The organism is Streptomyces sp. CB01373, from assembly GCF_002803075.1.
Lineage (GTDB): Bacteria > Actinomycetota > Actinomycetes > Streptomycetales > Streptomycetaceae > Streptomyces.
Genome location: NZ_NNBK01000014.1, coordinates 229,420 through 247,520 on the forward strand (window position 1 = coordinate 229,420; position 18,101 = coordinate 247,520).

Annotated in this window: 13 protein-coding genes; 3 read left to right on the forward strand and 10 right to left on the reverse strand. The window is 73.1% G+C overall.

The features are described 5' to 3' along the window. Positions 1 to 45: 45 nt before the first annotated feature. Positions 46 to 990, forward strand: coding sequence for a hypothetical protein (locus CG719_RS24015; protein ID WP_100570753.1), 945 nt, complete (start codon positions 46 to 48; stop codon positions 988 to 990). 183 nt (positions 991 to 1,173) lie between these two features. On the opposite strand, the gene CG719_RS24020 is transcribed toward CG719_RS24015, so the two are convergent. The 3 genes from CG719_RS24020 to CG719_RS24030 are packed head-to-tail and all read right to left on the reverse strand — an operon-like array spanning position 1,174 to position 3,091. Beyond that, positions 1,174 to 1,482, reverse strand: a complete 309-nt coding sequence (locus CG719_RS24020) for an AzlD domain-containing protein (RefSeq protein WP_100570754.1) — start codon at positions 1,480 to 1,482, stop codon at positions 1,174 to 1,176. Next, positions 1,479 to 2,225, reverse strand: a complete 747-nt coding sequence (locus CG719_RS24025; RefSeq protein ID WP_100570755.1) for an AzlC family ABC transporter permease — start codon at positions 2,223 to 2,225, stop codon at positions 1,479 to 1,481. Before CG719_RS24025 ends, CG719_RS24020 begins: the two co-directional genes overlap by 4 nt. Continuing rightward, the gene (locus CG719_RS24030) at positions 2,126 to 3,091 is read right to left on the reverse strand and encodes an AraC family transcriptional regulator (RefSeq protein ID WP_100570756.1); all 966 of its coding nucleotides are present in this window, start codon (positions 3,089 to 3,091) and stop codon (positions 2,126 to 2,128) included. The genes CG719_RS24025 and CG719_RS24030 overlap by 100 nt, the downstream gene beginning before the upstream one ends. A gap of 114 nt (positions 3,092 to 3,205) precedes the next feature. Here CG719_RS24030 and CG719_RS24035 point away from each other — a divergent pair, with 114 nt between their 5' ends. Further along, positions 3,206 to 8,143, forward strand: coding sequence for an ATP-dependent helicase (locus CG719_RS24035; protein WP_100570757.1), 4,938 nt, complete (start codon positions 3,206 to 3,208; stop codon positions 8,141 to 8,143). Positions 8,144 to 8,254: 111 nt separating this feature from the next. Continuing rightward, on the forward strand, positions 8,255 to 9,100 hold the full coding sequence (locus tag CG719_RS24040) for an Fpg/Nei family DNA glycosylase (RefSeq protein WP_100570758.1): 846 nt from the start codon (positions 8,255 to 8,257) through the stop codon (positions 9,098 to 9,100). Between the two features lie 639 nt (positions 9,101 to 9,739). On the opposite strand, the gene CG719_RS24050 is transcribed toward CG719_RS24040, so the two are convergent. The 7 genes from CG719_RS24050 to CG719_RS24080 all read right to left on the reverse strand — a co-directional run bounded on the left by CG719_RS24050 (position 9,740) and on the right by CG719_RS24080 (position 17,927). Continuing rightward, positions 9,740 to 10,117, reverse strand: a complete 378-nt coding sequence (locus CG719_RS24050; protein WP_100570760.1) for a helix-turn-helix domain-containing protein — start codon at positions 10,115 to 10,117, stop codon at positions 9,740 to 9,742. Positions 10,118 to 10,226: 109 nt separating this feature from the next. Then, complete coding sequence (locus CG719_RS24055; protein WP_100570761.1) at positions 10,227 to 10,772, reverse strand: CinA family protein; 546 nt, start codon at positions 10,770 to 10,772, stop codon at positions 10,227 to 10,229. Further along, a complete protein-coding gene (gene pgsA / locus CG719_RS24060) occupies positions 10,769 to 11,605 on the reverse strand; it encodes a CDP-diacylglycerol--glycerol-3-phosphate 3-phosphatidyltransferase (RefSeq protein WP_100570762.1) in 837 nt (278 codons plus the stop codon). The genes CG719_RS24055 and pgsA overlap by 4 nt, the downstream gene beginning before the upstream one ends. Then, the gene (rimO, locus tag CG719_RS24065; protein ID WP_100570763.1) at positions 11,602 to 13,074 is read right to left on the reverse strand and encodes a 30S ribosomal protein S12 methylthiotransferase RimO; all 1,473 of its coding nucleotides are present in this window, start codon (positions 13,072 to 13,074) and stop codon (positions 11,602 to 11,604) included. Before rimO ends, pgsA begins: the two co-directional genes overlap by 4 nt. A gap of 116 nt (positions 13,075 to 13,190) precedes the next feature. Next, on the reverse strand, positions 13,191 to 14,033 hold the full coding sequence (locus CG719_RS24070) for a helix-turn-helix domain-containing protein (RefSeq protein WP_100570764.1): 843 nt from the start codon (positions 14,031 to 14,033) through the stop codon (positions 13,191 to 13,193). A 279-nt stretch (positions 14,034 to 14,312) separates the two neighbouring features. Next, positions 14,313 to 17,069 carry a DNA translocase FtsK gene (locus tag CG719_RS24075; RefSeq protein ID WP_199836754.1) on the reverse strand — a complete coding sequence of 919 codons (2,757 nt, stop codon included), beginning with the start codon at positions 17,067 to 17,069 and terminating at the stop codon, positions 14,313 to 14,315. Positions 17,070 to 17,246: 177 nt separating this feature from the next. Beyond that, positions 17,247 to 17,927, reverse strand: coding sequence for a response regulator (locus tag CG719_RS24080; RefSeq protein ID WP_100570765.1), 681 nt, complete (start codon positions 17,925 to 17,927; stop codon positions 17,247 to 17,249). Positions 17,928 to 18,101: the final 174 nt, after the last annotated feature.

An 18,101-nucleotide genomic window follows, 5' to 3' on the forward strand; every position in this document is an offset into this window, starting at 1 on the left:
CCGGGGCCACCTGGGGAGAACGCTTTCCGCCCTACGGTCTGACGCATGGCCGAGACCGGAGCTCCCCCTTCTCCCCCGCCGCCCCCGGCGTCCTCCCCGCTGTTCCGCGCCGAGCACTTCGTGTGGCTCACCGCGCGCGTGCTGGAGCAGCGGCTGTTCGCGTACCACTTCCTGAACGGCGCCGCGGATCCGGTGGAGACCGCGCTGGACGCCTACCGCAACGAGGACGGCGGGTACGGTCACGCGCTGGAGCCCGATCTGCGGGGCCCGGTCAGCCAGCCGCTGCACACCGCGCACGCGCTGCGCGTGCTGGACACCGTCGGCCGCTGCGGCGGACAGCGGGTGGAGCGCGTGTGCCGCTATCTGACCTCCGTCTCCACCCCCGACGGCGCGCTGCCCGCGGTCCATCCCGGTCAGCGAGGCTATCCGGCGGCCCCCTTCGTGCCGATCGTGGACGATCCGCCGAGCGACCTGCTGGCCACCGGGCCGGTGGTGGGCCTGCTGCACCGCAACGAGGTGTGGCACGCCTGGCTCTTCCGGGCCACCGACTTCTGCTGGCGGCGGGCCGAGTCCCTGGAGACCTCCCACCCGTACGAGATCGAGGCGGCCGTCGTCTTCCTGGACTCGGTACCCGACCGCACACGCGCGCGTGCGGCCGCCGACCGGCTCGGCCGTCTGGTGCGCGACCAGCGGCTGGCGCTGCTGGACCCGGAGCATCCCGAGGCCTTTCCGGTCGCGCCCGGCTACGCACCCGGGGAGCACCACTTTCCGCATGACTACGCGCGGACGCCCGGCTCCCTCGCGCGCGCGTGGTTCACGGACGAGGAGATGAAGCGCTCCCTGGACTTCCTGGCCGGCCGCCAGGAGGAGGACGGCGGCTGGCCCGTCACCTGGCGCAAGTGGGCTCCGGGCCCCGCCCTCGAGGCACGCCCCATGGTCACGATCGAGGCGCTGCGCACCCTCAGGGCCTACGGCCGGACCATCGGCTGAACCACGACCGGTACACGCCCCGGCTCCTCGGCCGGGCTCCGCTGATGCACGCCACGACGCCATGGCTCATCGGCCGAGCCGCCACCGGCAGGCGCCCGCCCCACGAGCAGGCGGCGCCCCACACCCACCGGCTGGGCCCCACCCCTCGGGCAGGCGCCCCCACCCCACCGACGGGCCCCCGGCTCACCCCGTCAGGGCGCGTACCCCGGCCGTCACCAGCACCGCCGCCCCGACCACGACCAGGAACGGCGCCCGCAGAAGCAGCGCCACGGCGGCGGCCGCGACTCCGGCCGCCCGCGCGTCCAGCACAAGCGTGTGCCCGTCGGCGAACGTCTGCTGGGCGGTGAGCGCGGCCAGCAGGGCGACGGGCAGCAGCGCGGCGAGCCGCTTCACCAGCGGACGCTCCAGGGCGCCCGCCGGAACGAGCAGCCCGGCCAGCTTGACGGCGTAGCAGCCGACAGCGGTCACCGCCACCGCGATCCAGATGTTCAACGCTCTCCCTCTCGTACGTCGTCACGGGCGCCGCTCCCGCGACGGCCCCGCAGGTACAGCACGGCCGGCGCGGCGAGCGCGGCCGCCAGGACCGGCACACCGGCCGGCAGCACGGGCAGCAGACCGAGCCCGAGCAGCACGGCCAGAGCGGCGACGGCCCGCTCGGTGGAGGTCTTCAGCATCGGCGCCAGCAGCGCCAGGAAGACGGCCGGCCCGGCCGCGTCCAGGCCCCAGGCGTCGGTGTCGCCGAGGGCCTTGGCGCCCAGCGCGCCCAGCAGCGTGGTGAGGTTCCACAGCACGTACAGGGTGATCCCGGTGACGGTGAAGCCGATCCGCGCACTGCGCCGCGTGGGCTGGGCCAGCGTCACCGCGGTGGTCTCGTCGATGACCCACTGGGCCGCGAACGGCCGTACCGCGCGCGGGAGGGCCAGCAGCTGTGACAGGCGCAGCCCGTAGAAGGCGTTGCGCACGCCCAGGAAGAAGGCGCCCGCGGCCGCCGTGTACGGGTTGCCTCCGGCTGCCAGCGCCCCCACCAGCGCGAACTGGGAAGCCCCGGTGAACACCAGCAGGCTGAGCGCGCACGTCTGCCAGAGCGTGAGCCCGCTGCCCGCCGAGGTCACCCCGAAGGCGAACCCGGACAGTCCTACGGCGATCCCGACCCCGAGGGCGTCCCGTACGACGGCGGCGTCGGGTTTTCCTCCGTCGTCGGCGCGGATGTCTGCGAGAGCTGTCTGTTCTGCCACAACGCCGAGGGTAGGAACAGCCGGGGCCTGGAGTCTTGTACGTTCTTGCGCTCGCGCTGGTAGGCGCCCGGGGGCACGCCCACGATCCGGGTGAAGTGCCGGCTCAGGTGCGACTGGTCGGTGAAGCCGACGGCGACGGCGGCCTGGGAGGGCGCGGTGCCCGCGTCCAGCAGCCGCCTGGCCCGGCGCACCCGGGCGTCGGTCAGCCAGGTGTGCGGCGGCATTCCGTAGGCGTTGCGGAAGGCGCGCAGCAGCGCGAACGGGCTGCTGCCCAGGTCGGCCGCCAGCCTCTCCAGGCTCGGCGGCTCGGCCATCCGCTCCTCCAGGACGGCACGCGCGCGTGCCGCGGTCCGCGCCCCCGCCGTCCGTATCTCCCGCTGCGGCAACGCCCCGCCGTTGAGCCGCAGCAGCCGCGTCACGGCGACCCGCAGCAGGGTGTCGGCGGCCAGCGCGTTGCCCTCGTCCGTGGCCCGCAGCACCTGATGCACCAGCCCGACGGCGTACGGATCGTCGAGCACGGGACGGACGAAGCCCGGCGTCCCGCGGATGCCCGTGGTCTCCCCGGCGATCTCGGCGACCAGCTCCGGCGACGGATACACCGCTCCGTACCGCCACCCCTCGGGCACCGCCGCCCGCCCGGTGTGCGGGGTGTCGGGATTGACCAGCGCCAGCGTCCCCGGCCCCGCGTACTGGTCGGACCCTCCGTGGTGGAACACCTCCACGCCCTCGACGATGGCGGCGATCACGAAGTGCTCGTGGGTGTGCCGCACGAACTCCTTGCGGACGTAGCGGGCCCGCAGCAGATCGACACCGGGCAGTTCCTCGTACCGCCAGTGCCGCGCCCGCTCCTCACCCGCTGCCGCCATGCTCCCGATTCTCCGTCGTCGGCCCGGCTGCGCGAGTGCGGGGGCCGCCCCGGCGTTCCCGGGCGCCCGCCCAGGCCAGAGGGCGTTGTCAGTGGCCGGGTGCACGATGGACTCATGGTCAGCGACGCACACCGGGCCCTCGACGGCTTCTCCCCCGCGACCCGCGGCTGGTTCACGGGGGCCTTCTCCGCGCCCACCGCGGCCCAGGCGGGCGCGTGGCGGGCCATCGGCGAGGGCTCGGACGTGCTGGTGGTCGCCCCGACCGGCTCCGGCAAGACCCTCGCCGCCTTCCTCGCCGCGCTCGACCAGCTCGCCTCCGCCCCGCCCCCGGCCGATCCGAAGAAGCGCTGCCGGGTGCTGTACGTCTCCCCGCTCAAGGCCCTCGCCGTGGACGTGGAGCGCAATCTGCGCAGCCCGCTGACCGGTATCCGCCATGAGTCCGTCCGCCTCGGCCTGCCCGAGCCGGAGGTGAAGGTCGGCATCCGCTCCGGCGACACCCCGGCGGCCGAGCGCCGCGCCCTGTCCACCCGCCCGCCGGACATCCTGATCACCACGCCCGAGTCGCTGTTCCTGATGCTGACCTCGGCCACCCGGGACGCGCTCACCGGCGTGGAGACGGTGATCCTGGACGAGGTGCACGCGGTGGCCGGCACCAAGCGGGGCGCGCACCTCGCGCTGTCCCTGGAGCGCCTGGACGAGCTGCTGCCCAGGCCCGCCCGCCGCATCGGCCTGTCCGCGACGGTCCGCCCGGTCGACGAGATCGCCCGCTATCTGTCGCCCCGCCGCAAGGTGGAGATCGTCCAGCCGGAGTCAGGCAAGGAGTTCGACCTGTCGGTGGTCGTCCCCGTCGAGGACCTGGGGGAGCTGGGCGGTTCCCCTGTCGCCGAGGACGGCGACAAGGCGGAGCGGCCCTCGATCTGGCCGCATGTCGAGGAGCGGATCACCGACCTGGTCCAGGCTCACCGCTCGACGATCGTGTTCGCCAACTCCCGCCGGCTGGCCGAGCGCCTGTGCAACCGGCTCAACGAGATCGCCTACGAGCGGGCGACCGGCGAGCCCCTGGACGAACACCACTCCCCCGCGGAGCTGATGGGCGGCTCCGGCGCGGCGCAGGGCGCGCCTCCGGTCATCGCCCGCGCGCACCACGGCTCGGTGTCCAAGGAGCAGCGCGCCCTGGTCGAGGAGGACCTCAAGGCGGGCCGGCTCCCCGCGGTGGTCGCCACCTCCAGCCTGGAGCTGGGCATCGACATGGGCGCCGTGGACCTCGTCGTCCAGGTCGAGTCCCCGCCGTCCGTGGCCTCCGGACTGCAACGGGTCGGCCGCGCGGGCCACCAGGTCGGCGCGGTCTCCACCGGCGTGGTCTTCCCGAAGTACCGCGGCGACCTGGTCCAGGCCGCGGTGGTCACCGAGCGGATGCGTTCCGGCTCCATCGAGTCCCTGAAGGTGCCCGCCAACCCGCTGGACGTCCTCGCCCAGCAGCTCGTGGCGATGACGGCGATGGACACCTGGCAGCTGGACGACCTGCTCTCCATGGTCCGCCGGGCGGCGCCGTTCGCCTCACTGCCGGAATCGGCGTTCACCGCCGTCCTGGACATGCTCGCCGGGCGCTACCCGTCCGACGCGTTCGCGGAGCTGCGACCGCGCGTGGTGTGGGACCGCGTCGCGGGCACCATCACCGGCCGCCCCGGCGCTCAGCGCCTCGCCGTCACCTCCGGGGGCACGATCCCCGACCGCGGGCTGTTCGGCGTGTTCCTCGCCGGCTCGGACCCCAAGAAGGGCGGCGGCCGGGTCGGCGAGCTGGACGAGGAGATGGTCTACGAGTCCCGGGTCGGCGACGTCTTCACGCTCGGCACCAGCTCCTGGCGCATCGAGGACATCACGCGCGACCGGGTCCTGGTCTCGCCGGCGCCGGGCGTGCCGGGCCGGCTGCCGTTCTGGAAGGGCGACCAGCTCGGCCGCCCGCTGGAGCTGGGCCGCGCGGTGGGCGCGTTCCTGCGCGAGGTGGGCTCCCTGCCCCAGGACGACGCCCGGCTGCGTCTGCTGGCCGCCGGCCTCGACGCGTGGGCCGCCGACAACGTCCTGTCGTACCTGGAGGAGCAGCGCGCGGCCTGCGGGCACGTCCCCGACGACCGGACGATCGTCGTGGAGCGCTTCCGCGACGAGCTGGGCGACTGGCGGGTCGTGGTGCACTCCCCCTTCGGCGCCCAGGTGCACGCCCCCTGGGCGCTGGCGCTCGGCGCCCGCCTGTCGGAGCGGTACGGCATGGACGCGCAGGTCATGCACGCCGACGACGGCATCGTGCTGCGCCTGCCCGACGCCGACCTGATGGGCCTCGACCTGCTCGACCAGGAACCGATGAGGGCCGGCCTGGAGTACGACGCGGAGCAGGCGCCCGTCGGGGCCGCGGACGTCACCTTCGACAAGGGCGAGGTCGACCAGATCGTCACCGACCAGGTCGGCGGCTCGGCGCTGTTCGCCTCCCGCTTCCGCGAGTGCGCCGCCCGCGCGCTGCTGCTGCCGCGCCGCAACCCGGGCAAGCGCACCCCGTTGTGGCAGCAGCGCCAACGCGCCGCTCAACTGCTCCAGGTGGCGAGCGAGTTCGGCTCGTTCCCGATCGTCCTGGAGGCGGTCCGCGAATGCCTCCAGGACGTCTTCGACGTGCCGGGCCTGGTCGAGCTGATGGGCGACGTCGAGTCGCGCAGGGTGCGCCTGGTCGAGGTCACCACCCCCGAGCCGTCCCCCTTCGCCCGTTCGCTGCTGTTCGGGTACGTCGCCCAGTTCCTGTACGAGGGGGACTCGCCGCTCGCCGAGCGCCGCGCCGCCGCGCTGTCGCTGGACTCGCGGCTGCTGGCCGAGCTGCTGGGCCAGGCGGAGCTGCGTGAACTGCTCGACGCCGAGGTGCTGGTGGAGCTGGAGCGCGAGCTTCAGTGGCTGACCGAGGACCGCCGTGTGAAGGACGTCGAGGGCGTCGCCGACGTCCTGCGGCTGCTCGGGCCGCTCTCGGAGGCCGAGTTGGCCGAGCGGGGCGCCGAGTCCGGCTGGGCGGCGGAGCTGGCCGGGGCCCGCCGGGCCATCCGGGTCCGGATCGCCGGAGCCGACCACTGGGCCGCGATCGAGGACGCGGGCCGGCTGCGCGACGCGCTCGGCACCGCGCTGCCCGTGGGCGTCCCGGAGGCGTTCACCGAGCCGGTGAAGGACCCTCTGGGCGACCTCCTGGCGCGCTATGCCCGCACCCACGGCCCGTTCACGTCGGCGGCGGCCGCGGCCCGCTTCGGCCTGGGCGTGGCGGTCACCGAGGGCGCGCTCCAGCGGCTCGCCGCGGGCGGCCGTGTCGTACAGGGCGAGTTCCATCCGGCGGGCATCGGCCAGGAGTGGTGCGACGCGGCCGTGCTGCGGCGGCTGCGCCGGCGTTCGCTGGCCGCGCTGCGGCACGAGCTGGAGCCGGTGCCGCCGGCCGCGCTCGCCCAGTTCCTGCCCCAGTGGCAGCACCTCGGCAAGGGGCACGGCCTGCGCGGCATCGACGGACTGGTGCGCGCCGTCGAGCAGTTGCAGGGCGCGTCCGTGCCCGCCTCCGCGCTGGAGAAGCTGGTCCTGCCGTCCCGCGTGGCGCACTACACCCCCTCGATGCTGGACGAACTCACTTCGGCCGGCGAGGTCGTGTGGGCGGGCGCGGGCGCGCTGCCCGGAAAGGACGGCTGGGTCTCCCTGTACCTCGCGGACGCGGCCCCGCTGCTCCTGCCGTCCCCGCACCCGCTGGAGCTGACCGCGCTGCACCAGTCGGTCCTGGACGCCCTCTCCGGCGGATACGGCCTGTTCTTCCGTCAGATCGCCGACCAGGTCCACGCGACCACCCACCCCGAGGCCACGGATCCCCAACTGGCCGACGCGCTGTGGGACCTGGCGTGGTCCGGGCGGCTCACCAACGACACGCTCGCCCCGATGCGCTCCCTGCTGGGCTCGGGCCGCACCGCGGGTTCCACCGCGCACCGGGCCAAACGCACCGTCCCGCGCGGGCGTTACGGATCGCTGACGGCCGCCGCCCGCACCGCGTCCCGCAGCGGCCCGCCGACCGTCGCCGGCCGCTGGTCGCTGCTCCCGGCCCGCGACCCCGACCCCACCGTGCGCGCCCACGCCCTGGCTCGTACGCTCCTCGACCGGCACGGCGTGGTGACGCGGGGCGCGGTGGCGGCGGAGGGCGTGGAGGGCGGCTTCTCGGCGGTGTACCGGGTCCTGTCCGCCTTCGAGGACAGCGGCCAGGCCCGGCGGGGCTACGTGGTGGAGGGCCTGGGCGCCGCGCAGTTCGCGATGGACGGCGCGGTGGACCGGCTGCGCGCGGTGGCGAACGCCCGTGAGCGGGGCGAGGGCCTGCCCGGCGCGGTCTCCGGGGACGGAGGCCCCGGCGGCTTCGGCTCCCCGGACGGCTCCTGGGTCCCCGGTGGCGGCATCGACTCCGGCTTCCCCGCCGCCGAACTCGGCGGTGGCCTTGACGGCGACTTCGGCGGTGACGTCGACTGGCTGGACTCCGGCCGCCCGGCGCCCGGTGACTACGTCTCACCCCGCGACCTCGCCTCACCGGGACTCGGCGGCCCGAGGGGCGGCGGGACGGGCTTCCCGTACGGAGGCGGCTTCGGCGACCGCCGTGCCCGCACCGCCGACGCAGCGGCCCGCGGGGTCGTCCTCGCCGCCGCCGACCCCGCGAACGCCTTCGGCGCCGCCCTGCCCTGGCCCGAGCCGCCGACCGGCGCGGGACACAAGCCGGGCCGCAAGGCCGGCTCCCTGGTGGTGCTCGTCGACGGCGAACTGACGCTGTACATGGAGCGCGGCGGCAAGACGCTGCTGGCCTGGCCGGCCGACCCGGACGGCGCGGCCGGTGACGACCCGCGCCTGCGGGAGGCCGCCGAGGCGTTGGCCGCGGCCGCCCGAGCGGGCTCGCTGGGCACGGTGACGGTGGAGCGGGTCAACGGCGCCTCCGCGTTGACCTCCTCCATCGGCGCCCTCCTGGAAGGAGCGGGCTTCGTGGCGACCCCGCGCGGACTGCGCCTGCGCGCATGAACCGGGTGACGCGCGCATGACCCGGTGATCCGGACAGTGCCCCCGAGCAGCGGGAGCCGACCCACGCGCACCCGTACGTGGCCGCCCACCCGCACGTGCCACCCTTGACCCATGCCCGAAGGCGACACGGTCTGGCAGACCGCGAGGCGCTTGCGCGACGCCCTCGCGGGCGAGGTGCTGACCCGGAGCGACTTCCGGGTGCCGAAGTACGCCACGGTCGACCTCACCGGCAGGACCGTCCTGGACACCGTCTCCCGCGGCAAGCATCTGCTCACCCGTTTCGAGGGCGGCCTGACGCTGCACTCGCATCTGCTGATGGAGGGCGCCTGGAAGGTGTACGGCGCCGGGGAGCGCTGGAAGGGCGGCCCCGGCCACCAGATCCGCGCCGTCCTCGGCACCGCCGACCGCTCTGCCGTCGGCTATCGCCTCCAGGTTCTCGAGCTGCTGCGCACCTCGGAGGACGAGCGCACCGTCGCCCACCTCGGCCCCGATCTCCTCGGCCCCGACTGGGACCCGGACCTGGCCCTGGCCAACCTCCTGGCCGACCCGGGCCGCCCGCTCGGCGAGGCCCTGCTCGACCAGCGCAATCTCGCAGGCATCGGCAACGTCTACAAGAGCGAGCTGTGCTTCCTGCTCGGCGTGACGCCGTGGCTTCCGGTCGGCGCCGTGCCCGCCGACCGCGCCGCGAAGCTGCCCGCCCTGGCCAAGAATCTTCTGGAGGCCAACCGCGACCGTGTGGTCCGCCGGACCACGGGCCTTCGGGGCCATGACCTGTTCGTGTACGGCCGGGCACCGCGCCCCTGTCTGCGCTGCGGCACCTCCGTCCGGGTGGCCGACCAGGGCGACGGCTCCCAGGAGCGGCCCACGTACTGGTGTCCGAGCTGCCAGGCAGGCCCCGTACCGGCGCCGGGCAGCGCGCAGAAGTGGCGGGATCGCTATCACCGCACCACTGGCTGACCGCCCGCCCGGTCCTTCAGGACGGGCCGGATTCCCCGTCCGAACGAGGGGGCGGCGATGCCTTCGCGGTGCCGAACGGCCATCTCCCGCCGGCGGAGGGTGACGCTCCGAAGGCACCGTACGGCCACCCCTCGGAGGCGGGAAACGACGCTTCATCACCGTCCGTGGGCGCCGACGTTCCGAGCCCCCCGTCCTGCCCCTCGCCCGGTTCTTCCCGCGCCCCCTCCTTGTGGCTCCCCTTGCCCCTCTCCCCGGCCCCCTCCTTGGGCACGCAGTGCACGGGCAGCAGGCTCAGCCCCCATCCCCCGGCCGCGACGGCCCCTTCCAGCACTCCCGCATCGCCCGACAGCAGCAGCCGCAGCACCGCCCACCACCACGCGGCACCCAGCCCCAGAGCGGCCCCCCAGCGCACTATCGGCCGCGCCATCGCACCCACCATCACCTCCGGCCGACGACGGACCGCCGCACTGGCCTCCACGATGGCGGCCCCGCCCGGCACCGGCAAACGGGCCGCGGCGAAACCCGCCGTAAACCCCCGGACAAGGTGAAAGCCCCGGCCGCGCCCCTCCAGGTTTCCCCGGAGAGGCCCGGCCGGGGCCTCATCCACGTGTGCGTGGGTTCACGCGCGCGTGCGACAGGTCACGCGGCGACCACGTCCACCGCCTCGGCGGCGGGCGCCTTGATGGTCACCCGTTCCGGTGGCACACCGGTCACCGACACGGAACCCAGCATCGGGCGAACCGGCGTGGGCACGGGCTCGGTGGCCGCAGCAGACTGGGCCAGCTCGGCAAGGGCGAGTTCGTCGCTCACTTCCCGCATGAGTTCGGACATCCGTACGTCCAGCGCGTCGCAGATGGCGGCGAGCAGCTCGGAGGAAGCCTCCTTCTGCCCCCGCTCCACCTCGGAAAGATAGCCGAGCGAGACTCGGGCGGACGAGGAGACTTCGCGCAGAGTACGGCCCTGGCGCTGGCGCTGCCGACGCAGCACGTCACCCAGCAGGCGACGGAGCAGAATCATCGGTGGCTCCCTCCTCGGACCGCGTAGCCGCATCCTTCACGCCCCACCGTACCGCCTTGCGCCGCGGCCGTGCGGGGAGCGATGTCGTGTTCACTCAGGGCTGTAAACATCAAAACCCCCCGTTCCGTTCCGTATCCTGTGCCCGCTCATTTCCGGTCTGTTCGCCCGCGATCTGCTCCAAAAGCAGTGCGAGTACCCTCCGTACACTCTCCATACGAATGTCCGCCCGGCTGCCGTTCAACCGCAGCGCGGCCGTTTTCCCGCCGCGGTCGGCACCGGTTTCCGTCGTGCGGGGCCCGTCGACGGCCACGAAGACCGTGCCGACGGGCTGTCCGTCCTGCGGGTCGGGGCCGGCGACTCCGGTGGTCGCGATGCCCCAGTCGGCTTCCATGACCTTCCGCGCCCCGGCCGCCATCTGGGCCGCGACCTGCGGATCCACCGCTCCCCGCTCGGCCAGCAGGGTGGCGTCGACGTCCAGCAGCCGGTGCTTGAGCTCGGTGGCGTAGGCGGTGACCGAGCCCCGGAACACCTTCGACGCCCCCGGCACCGCGGTGATCTCCGCCGCGACCAGGCCACCGGTCAGCGACTCGGCCACGGCGACCGTCTCGCCTCTCACCGTGAGCAGCCTCACTACGTCGGCGGCCGGCGAACTCACGCTTGCGACTCCTCCAACGCGGCACGCTGCTCGGCGATTCCCCGACGGCGCAGCACGATGGCCTGTCTCACATAGTCCAGGCCCGTCACCACGGTCAGCACGACCGCCGCGGCCATCACCCAGAACCTCAGCGTGGCCAGCCAGCCCGTCAGCGCCAGTACGTACATCCCGACGGCCACGCCCTGCGTGAGCGTCTTCAGCTTGCCGCCGCGGCTCGCGGGGATCACGCCGTAGCGGATGACCAGGAAGCGCAGGAGCGTGATCCCCAGTTCCCGGCCGAGGATGACTCCGGTCACCCACCAGGGCAGGTCGCCGAGCCCGGAGAGGCAGATGAGCGCCGCACCCATGATGGCCTTGTCGGCGATGGGGTCGGCGATCTTCCCGAAGTCGGTGACGAGGTTGTACGTCCGCGCCAGGTGGCCGTCGAACAGGTCGGTGATCATGGCGACGGCGAAGGCGGCCCAGGCCAGCGACCGCCACGCGGGGTCGTACCCGCCGTCGGTCAGCATCAGGGCCACGAAGCAGGGCACGAGCAGCAGCCGGAGCATGGTCAGCAGATTGGCGACGTTCCACACGCTCGCCTGGTTCACGGCGGCGGCCGCGATCTTCCCGCCGCGCGGCGACCTGCCGGCGCCCTGCGCCCGCTCGGCCTCGCCCGCCGCTCCGGCCGCGTCCGTCGCACCGGAACCGGCGGCAGCGGCAGGACGGGAAACCTGGGATGCACGGGAGGCGCCCGTGGCCCCGTCGGCGCCGGCGCGACGCGAGGCCGCCCCCGCGGCCCTGCCCTGCGCGCCGGAGGAGCCGCCCGCAGCGGATGCCGGGACTCCCGTCATCTGCCCACCCCCTCGCTCCACGCGAGCGTGCCCGCCAGCGTCTCGGCCACCAGGTCGACGCCTTCCGTACCGACCACCTTCGCCTCGACCATACGACCGACGTCCAGGCCCTCGCCGCCCACGAGCAGCACCTGGCCGTCCGTCTCCGGCGCCTGGTGCGCCGCACGGCCGCGGACACCGTCCTCGGCGTCCACGGACTCGACCAGCACGTGCACCGTCTGGCCGACGCGCTCCTCGGCCCGCTGGGAGACGAGTTCCTCGGCCAGCCGGGAGACCCGCGCCAGCCGCTCGGCGACAACGTCCTCGTCGAGCTTGTCGTCGTACGTCGCCGCCTCGGTGCCCTCCTCGTCGGAGTAGCCGAAGACGCCGATGGCGTCCAGCCGGGCGCCGTTCAGGAACCGCTCCAGCTCGGCCAGGTCGGCATCACTCTCGCCGGGGAAGCCGACGATGAAGTTGGACCGCACGCCGGCCTCGGGAGCCTTGGTGCGGATGGTGTCGAGCAGTTCCAGGAAGCGGTCGGTGTCGCCGAAGCGGCGCATGGCGCGCAGCACGCCGGGCGCGGAGTGCTGGAACGACAGGTCGAAGTAGGGGACGACCTTCGGGGTGGAGGTCAGGACGTCGATCAGTCCGGGACGCATCTCGGCCGGCTGGAGGTAGCTCACCCGCACCCGCTCGATGCCGTCGACCTCGGCGAGCTCGGGCAGCAGGGACTCCAGGAGGCGGATGTCGCCGAGGTCCTTGCCGTAGGAGGTGTTGTTCTCGGAGACCAGCATGATCTCCTTGACGCCCTGCTCGGCCAGCCACCGCGTCTCGTTCAGCACGTCGCTCGGGCGGCGGGAGATGAACGAGCCGCGGAAGGACGGGATGGCGCAGAAGGAGCAGCGCCGGTCGCAGCCGGAGGCGAGCTTGACCGAGGCGACCGGGGCGCCGTCCAGCCGGCGGCGCAGCGGCGCACGCGGCCCGGAGGCCGGGGCGACACCTTCCGGGAGGTCCGTGGGGCCGTGCCCGGGAATGGCCACCTCGGTGCCGGCGTCCTGACGCTCGGCCGGGCTGATCGGCAGCAGCCTGCGGCGGTCGCGCGGGGTGTGCGAGGCGTGGACGCCGCCGCTCAGGATCGTCTGGAGGCGGTCGGAGATGTCGGCGTAGTCGTCGAAGCCGAGCACGCCGTCGGCCTCCGGGAGGGCCTCGGCGAGTTCCTTGCCGTACCGCTCGGCCATGCAGCCGACCGCGACCACCGCCTGCGTTCTGCCGTGGTCCTTGAGGTCGTTGGCCTCCAGGAGGGCGTCGACGGAGTCCTTCTTGGCGGCCTCCACGAAGCCACAGGTGTTGACCACGGCGACGTCCGCTTGCGCGGCGTCCTCCACGAGCTGCCAGCCGTCCGCCTCCAAACGGCCTGCGAGCTCCTCCGAGTCCACCTCGTTGCGGGCGCAGCCGAGAGTGACGAGTGCGACGGTACGGCGTTCAGGCATGGGCTCAAGACTACTTTGTCTCCACGACCGCCCAAGTCGACGGGGTTGGCCGAGCTTGGCCAACCCCGTGCTCGCCTGTCTGTTCGGCCCTTTGTGTACGGACCGCGCACAGTCGGCTACCCGACCTGCGGGTCGCCCTTGGTGTACGTGAGACGCTCCACGGCGCCCGGCTGGAACTGGTCCTCGATCTTCTTGCCGTTGACGTACAGCTGAATCGCGCCGGCGTCGCCGAGGATCAGGTTGATCTTGGAGCTGTCCTGGAAGGTCTTGGACTCGCCCTTCTGCAGCAGCCCGTCGAAGAGCATCCGGCCGTTGTGGTCCTTGGCCGAGATCCAGCTGCGCCCGTTGTCGGCACTGACCTGCACGGTCACCTTGTCCTGCGGCGCGGCCGCGATGGCGCTGTCGGACGGCGCGGGCGTCGGGTCGGCGGGCTTGCTGCTCTTGGGCGTGGGCGGGGCGGAGGTGCCGGCCGTGGGCGTGGAGCCCTCGCCGATCTGCCCCTGGGCGCCGGTGTCGTCGCTGCCGCCCTTGACGGCCGTGAAGCCGACGAAGCCGATCACGACGACGATCGCCGCGACCATGGCAGCGGTCCAGTTGGGCCCGCGCCGCTCCGGGCGGATGCGTTCCGCCTCGAACAGGGGGGCGGCGGGGGTCGGGGCGGGGCGGCCGCCGTGCTCGGCGTCGAAGCGCGCGAGCAGCGGGGCCGGGTCGAGACGCACGGCCTTCGCCAGGTTCCGGATGTGGCCGCGGGCGTAGACGTCGCCGCCGCAGGGCGCGAAGTCGTCGGCCTCGATGGCGTGCACGATGGCGAGGCGGACCCGGGTGGCGCTGCTGACGTCGTTGACGGTCAGCCCGGCGGCGATCCGCGCCTCCTTCAGGGCACGGCCGACGGAGGGGCGGGCTTCCTCGGAAACGTCTTCGAAGGGACGCTCGTCTTCAGGGGAGTTGCCGATGGACACGGGGGCGCCTTTCGAGCGTGTAGCCGCCTGTGCTGGAGGTTCAGTCTAGGGAGGTGCCAAAGGGTGAAGCGACCCGGCTGTAGGACTTTGTACGCCATCGGAATGGCCGGACAAACCGATGGTGGGACAGATGTGGCGCCCAGGGTTGGACGCGCACCGGTCCTCTCGCTCAACTTGACGTACGCCCAGGCGAAACGGTTGCCCGTCGCTCGCTAACGGGTGGATCACGGTCCACGCGCCCACCCGCAGCCGGCGCGTCCGCCGGACGGCGTCTTCCTGCTACCCCTCAGACTCCCCGCGAATCACGGCGAGCACTCCGTCCAGGTCCTCGGGCTTCACAAGAACGTCACGCGCCTTGGATCCCTCGCTGGGCCCGACGATGTTCCGGGACTCCATGAGGTCCATCAGCCGCCCCGCCTTGGCGAAGCCGACGCGCAGCTTGCGCTGGAGCATGGACGTCGAGCCGAACTGCGTGGAGACGACCAGCTCGGCCGCCTGGCACAGCAGGTCGAGGTCGTCGCCGATGTCCTCGTCGATCTCCTTCTTCTGCTTGGTGCCGACGACGACGTCGTCCCGGAAGTTGGGCGCCATCTGGTCCTTGCAGTGCTGGACGACCTGCTGGACCTCCGCCTCGGTCACGAAGGCGCCCTGAAGACGCGTCGGCTTGCTCGCCCCCATCGGAAGGAACAGCCCGTCGCCCTTGCCGATCAGCTTCTCCGCGCCCGGCTGGTCGAGGATGACGCGCGAGTCGGCGAGCGAGGAGGTGGCGAACGCCAGCCGGGAGGGCACGTTCGCCTTGATCAGACCGGTGACCACGTCGACCGACGGGCGCTGGGTGGCGAGCACCAGGTGGATACCGGCGGCACGCGCGAGCTGGGTGATGCGCACGATGGCGTCCTCGACGTCCCGTGGGGCGACCATCATCAGGTCGGCCAGCTCGTCGACGATGATCAGCAGGTAGGGGTAGGGCTGGAGCTCGCGCTCGCTGCCCTCGGGAGGTTTCACCTTGCCCTCGCGCACGGCGCGGTTGAAGTCGTCGATGTGCCGGAACCCGTACGCCGCCAGGTCGTCGTAGCGCAGATCCATCTCGCGTACCACCCACTGCAGGGCCTCGGCGGCCCGCTTGGGGTTGGTGATGATCGGCGTGATCAGATGCGGGATGCCCTCGTACGCGGTCAGCTCGACGCGCTTGGGGTCGACCAGGATCATCCGGACGTCCTCGGGGGTCGCCCGCATCATGACGGACGTGATCAGGCAGTTGATGCAGGACGACTTGCCGGAGCCGGTGGCGCCGGCGACCAGCATGTGCGGCATCTTCGCCAGCGAGTGCATGACGTAACCGCCCTCGACGTCCTTGCCGAAGGCGACCAGCATCGGGTCGTCGTCCTCGGCGGACTCGGCGAGCCGCAACACGTCCCCGAGGTTCACCATCTCCCGGTCGGTGTTGGGAATCTCGATGCCGACCGCGGACTTGCCCGGGATCGGGCTGATGATCCGCACGTCCGGACTGGCCACGGCGTACGCGATGTTCTTGGTCAGCGCGGTGATGCGCTCCACCTTCACGGCGGGCCCGAGTTCGACCTCGTAGCGGGTGACCGTCGGGCCGCGGGTGAACCCGGTGACACTGGCGTCGACCTTGAACTCGGTGAAGACGTTGGTGAGCGAGTCGACGACCGCGTCGTTGGCCGCGCTGCGCGCCTTGCCGGGCCCGCCCCGCTCCAGCAGGTCCAGGGAGGGCAGCGAGTAGGTGATGTCGCCGGAGAGCTGAAGCTGCTCGGCGCGCGCCGGCAGGTCGCGGGGCTGGGCCGGCGGGGCCTTCGTGAGGTCGGGGACCCCGGACTGCTTGTGGCCGGCGGGCCGCTGGGCCGGCGGCTCCTGCGGGGACCGTCCGGTCCGGCCGTCCTGTCCGGGGCGTGCGGCGGGCACGGGCGTCGGGGTGGTGCTCTCCCCGCGGTCGCCCACGCCGACGCCCTGGGTGAGGTCCGCGACGACCGGCGAGGGCGGCATGCCGTGCAGCACCGCGCCGTCGAGCGCGGCGGCGGCTGCGGCGGCGACGTCCACGGCGTCCATCTGCCGTTGCATGTCCGGCTGCGGCACCGCCGAGCGACGGGGACGCGAACGCCGCCTGGACAGGGCCTCCTGCTCGACGGCGTCCGGGTCGTAGTCCTGCTGGGCGGCGTCCGGGCGCTTGCGGGAGCGCGCGGGCAGCACCTCGCGCCACTGCTCCTCGTAGCGCTCGTCGTCGTCGCCGTACTCCTCGGCCTCCTGGTCGTGGACGATGCCCAGCCGCACCCCGAGCAGCCGCAGCCGCTGCGGGATCGCGTTGACCGGGGTCGCGGTGACGACCAGCAGGCCGAACACCGTGAGCAGCAGCAGCAGCGGTACGGCGAGGACCTCGCCCACCGCGTAGGTCAGCGGAGTCGCCGCGCCCCAGCCGATGAGCCCGCCGGCGTCCCTTATCTCCTGCATGCCGTCGCTGCGGGCGGGCGAGCCGCAGGCGATGTGGACCTGTCCCAGCACGCCGATCACCAGGGCGGACAGGCCGATGACGATCCGTCCGTTGGCCTCGGGCTTCTCGGGATGCCGCATGAAGCGGACGGCGATGACCGCGATCAGGATCGGCACCAGCAGGTCCAGCCGGCCGAAGGCGCCGGTCACCAGGATCTCGACCAGGTCGCCGACGGGTCCGCGCAGATCGGCCCAGGTGCCCGCGGCGACGATCAGGGCGACGGCGAGCAGCAGCAGCGCGACGCCGTCCTTGCGGTGCGCGGGGTGGAGGTTCTTGGCGCCCTGTCCCACTCCGCGGAAGACGGCGCCGACGGCGTGCGCGAGCCCGAGCCAGAGGGCGCGCACGACCCGGTACACGCCCCCCGTGGGGCTGGGCGCGGGCCTGGGCGCCGCCTTGCCCGCGGGCTTCTTGGCCGGCGCCTTCCTGGCGGAGGCCTTCTTCGCGGCGGCCTTCTTCGCCGGAGCCGCCCCCGAAGCGGCGGCCTTCTTCGCGGGCTGCTTCTTGGCTGCGGAGGGACGTGAGGCCATGGGTGTGAGGTTACCGGGGGAGACGACAGCGGACACGTGCGCCCGCTGCTTCACCCGTTCGTGTCGTGTCCGGAGAGGAGCCGGGCTGACACGCCCTCAGGAGCTGTACATCGCGGGAAGCATGGCCCGATCCCACCGCTCGCCGAGCGGACCGGGCCCCGCGACCCGGATGCGGACTCAGCCCTGCGAAGGCAGCGACGACGGACTGCCCGTGCCCGGCTCCAGCGCGTCCAGGGCACGTCGCAGGCCCGTCAGTTTGCGCTCCAGATGGGCTGCCGTGGCAACCGCCGCCGCGTCGGCGGACTCGTCGTCCAGCTGCTTGGACAGGGCTTCGGCCTGCTCCTCGACCGCGGCGAGACGGGCGGAGAGTTCCGCGAGCAGACCGGCCGATTCCTTGCCGTCGCCCACCGCTCCTTTGCCGCCGCCCTCCAACTGGAGCCGCAGCAGGGCCGCCTGCTCCTTCAGCTGGCAGTTCTTCATGTACAGGTCCACGAAGACCGAGACCTTCGCGCGCAGCACCCACGGGTCGAACGGCTTGGAGATGTAGTCCACCGCGCCTGCCGCATAGCCCCGGAAGGTGTGATGGGGGCCGTGGTTGATCGCGGTCAGGAAGATGATCGGGATGTCCCGGGTCCTCTCCCGCCGCTTGATGTGCGCGGCCGTCTCGAAGCCGTCCATGCCCGGCATCTGGACGTCCAGCAGAATGACCGCGAAGTCGTCCGTGAGCAGTGCTTTGAGCGCTTCCTCCCCGGACGATGCCCGCACCAGCGTCTGATCGAGCGCAGAGAGGATGGCCTCCAGCGCCAGCAGATTCTCCGGCCGGTCATCGACCAGGAGGATCTTGGCCTTCTGCACCATGGCCCGCCCTCCTCGCCCCGGCTTGGGGCCGCCCCTGTCCGCAGGAAACGGGGAGGCACCGGCGGGTGCCGCCCCAGGGGACGGCACCCTTGCGCCGCCCGTCCTTGTGCCGGTCATCGTAGCCGCACCCCGCCCGTCGCCACACCCTGTCACCGTGATGTCACTGTGCACCTG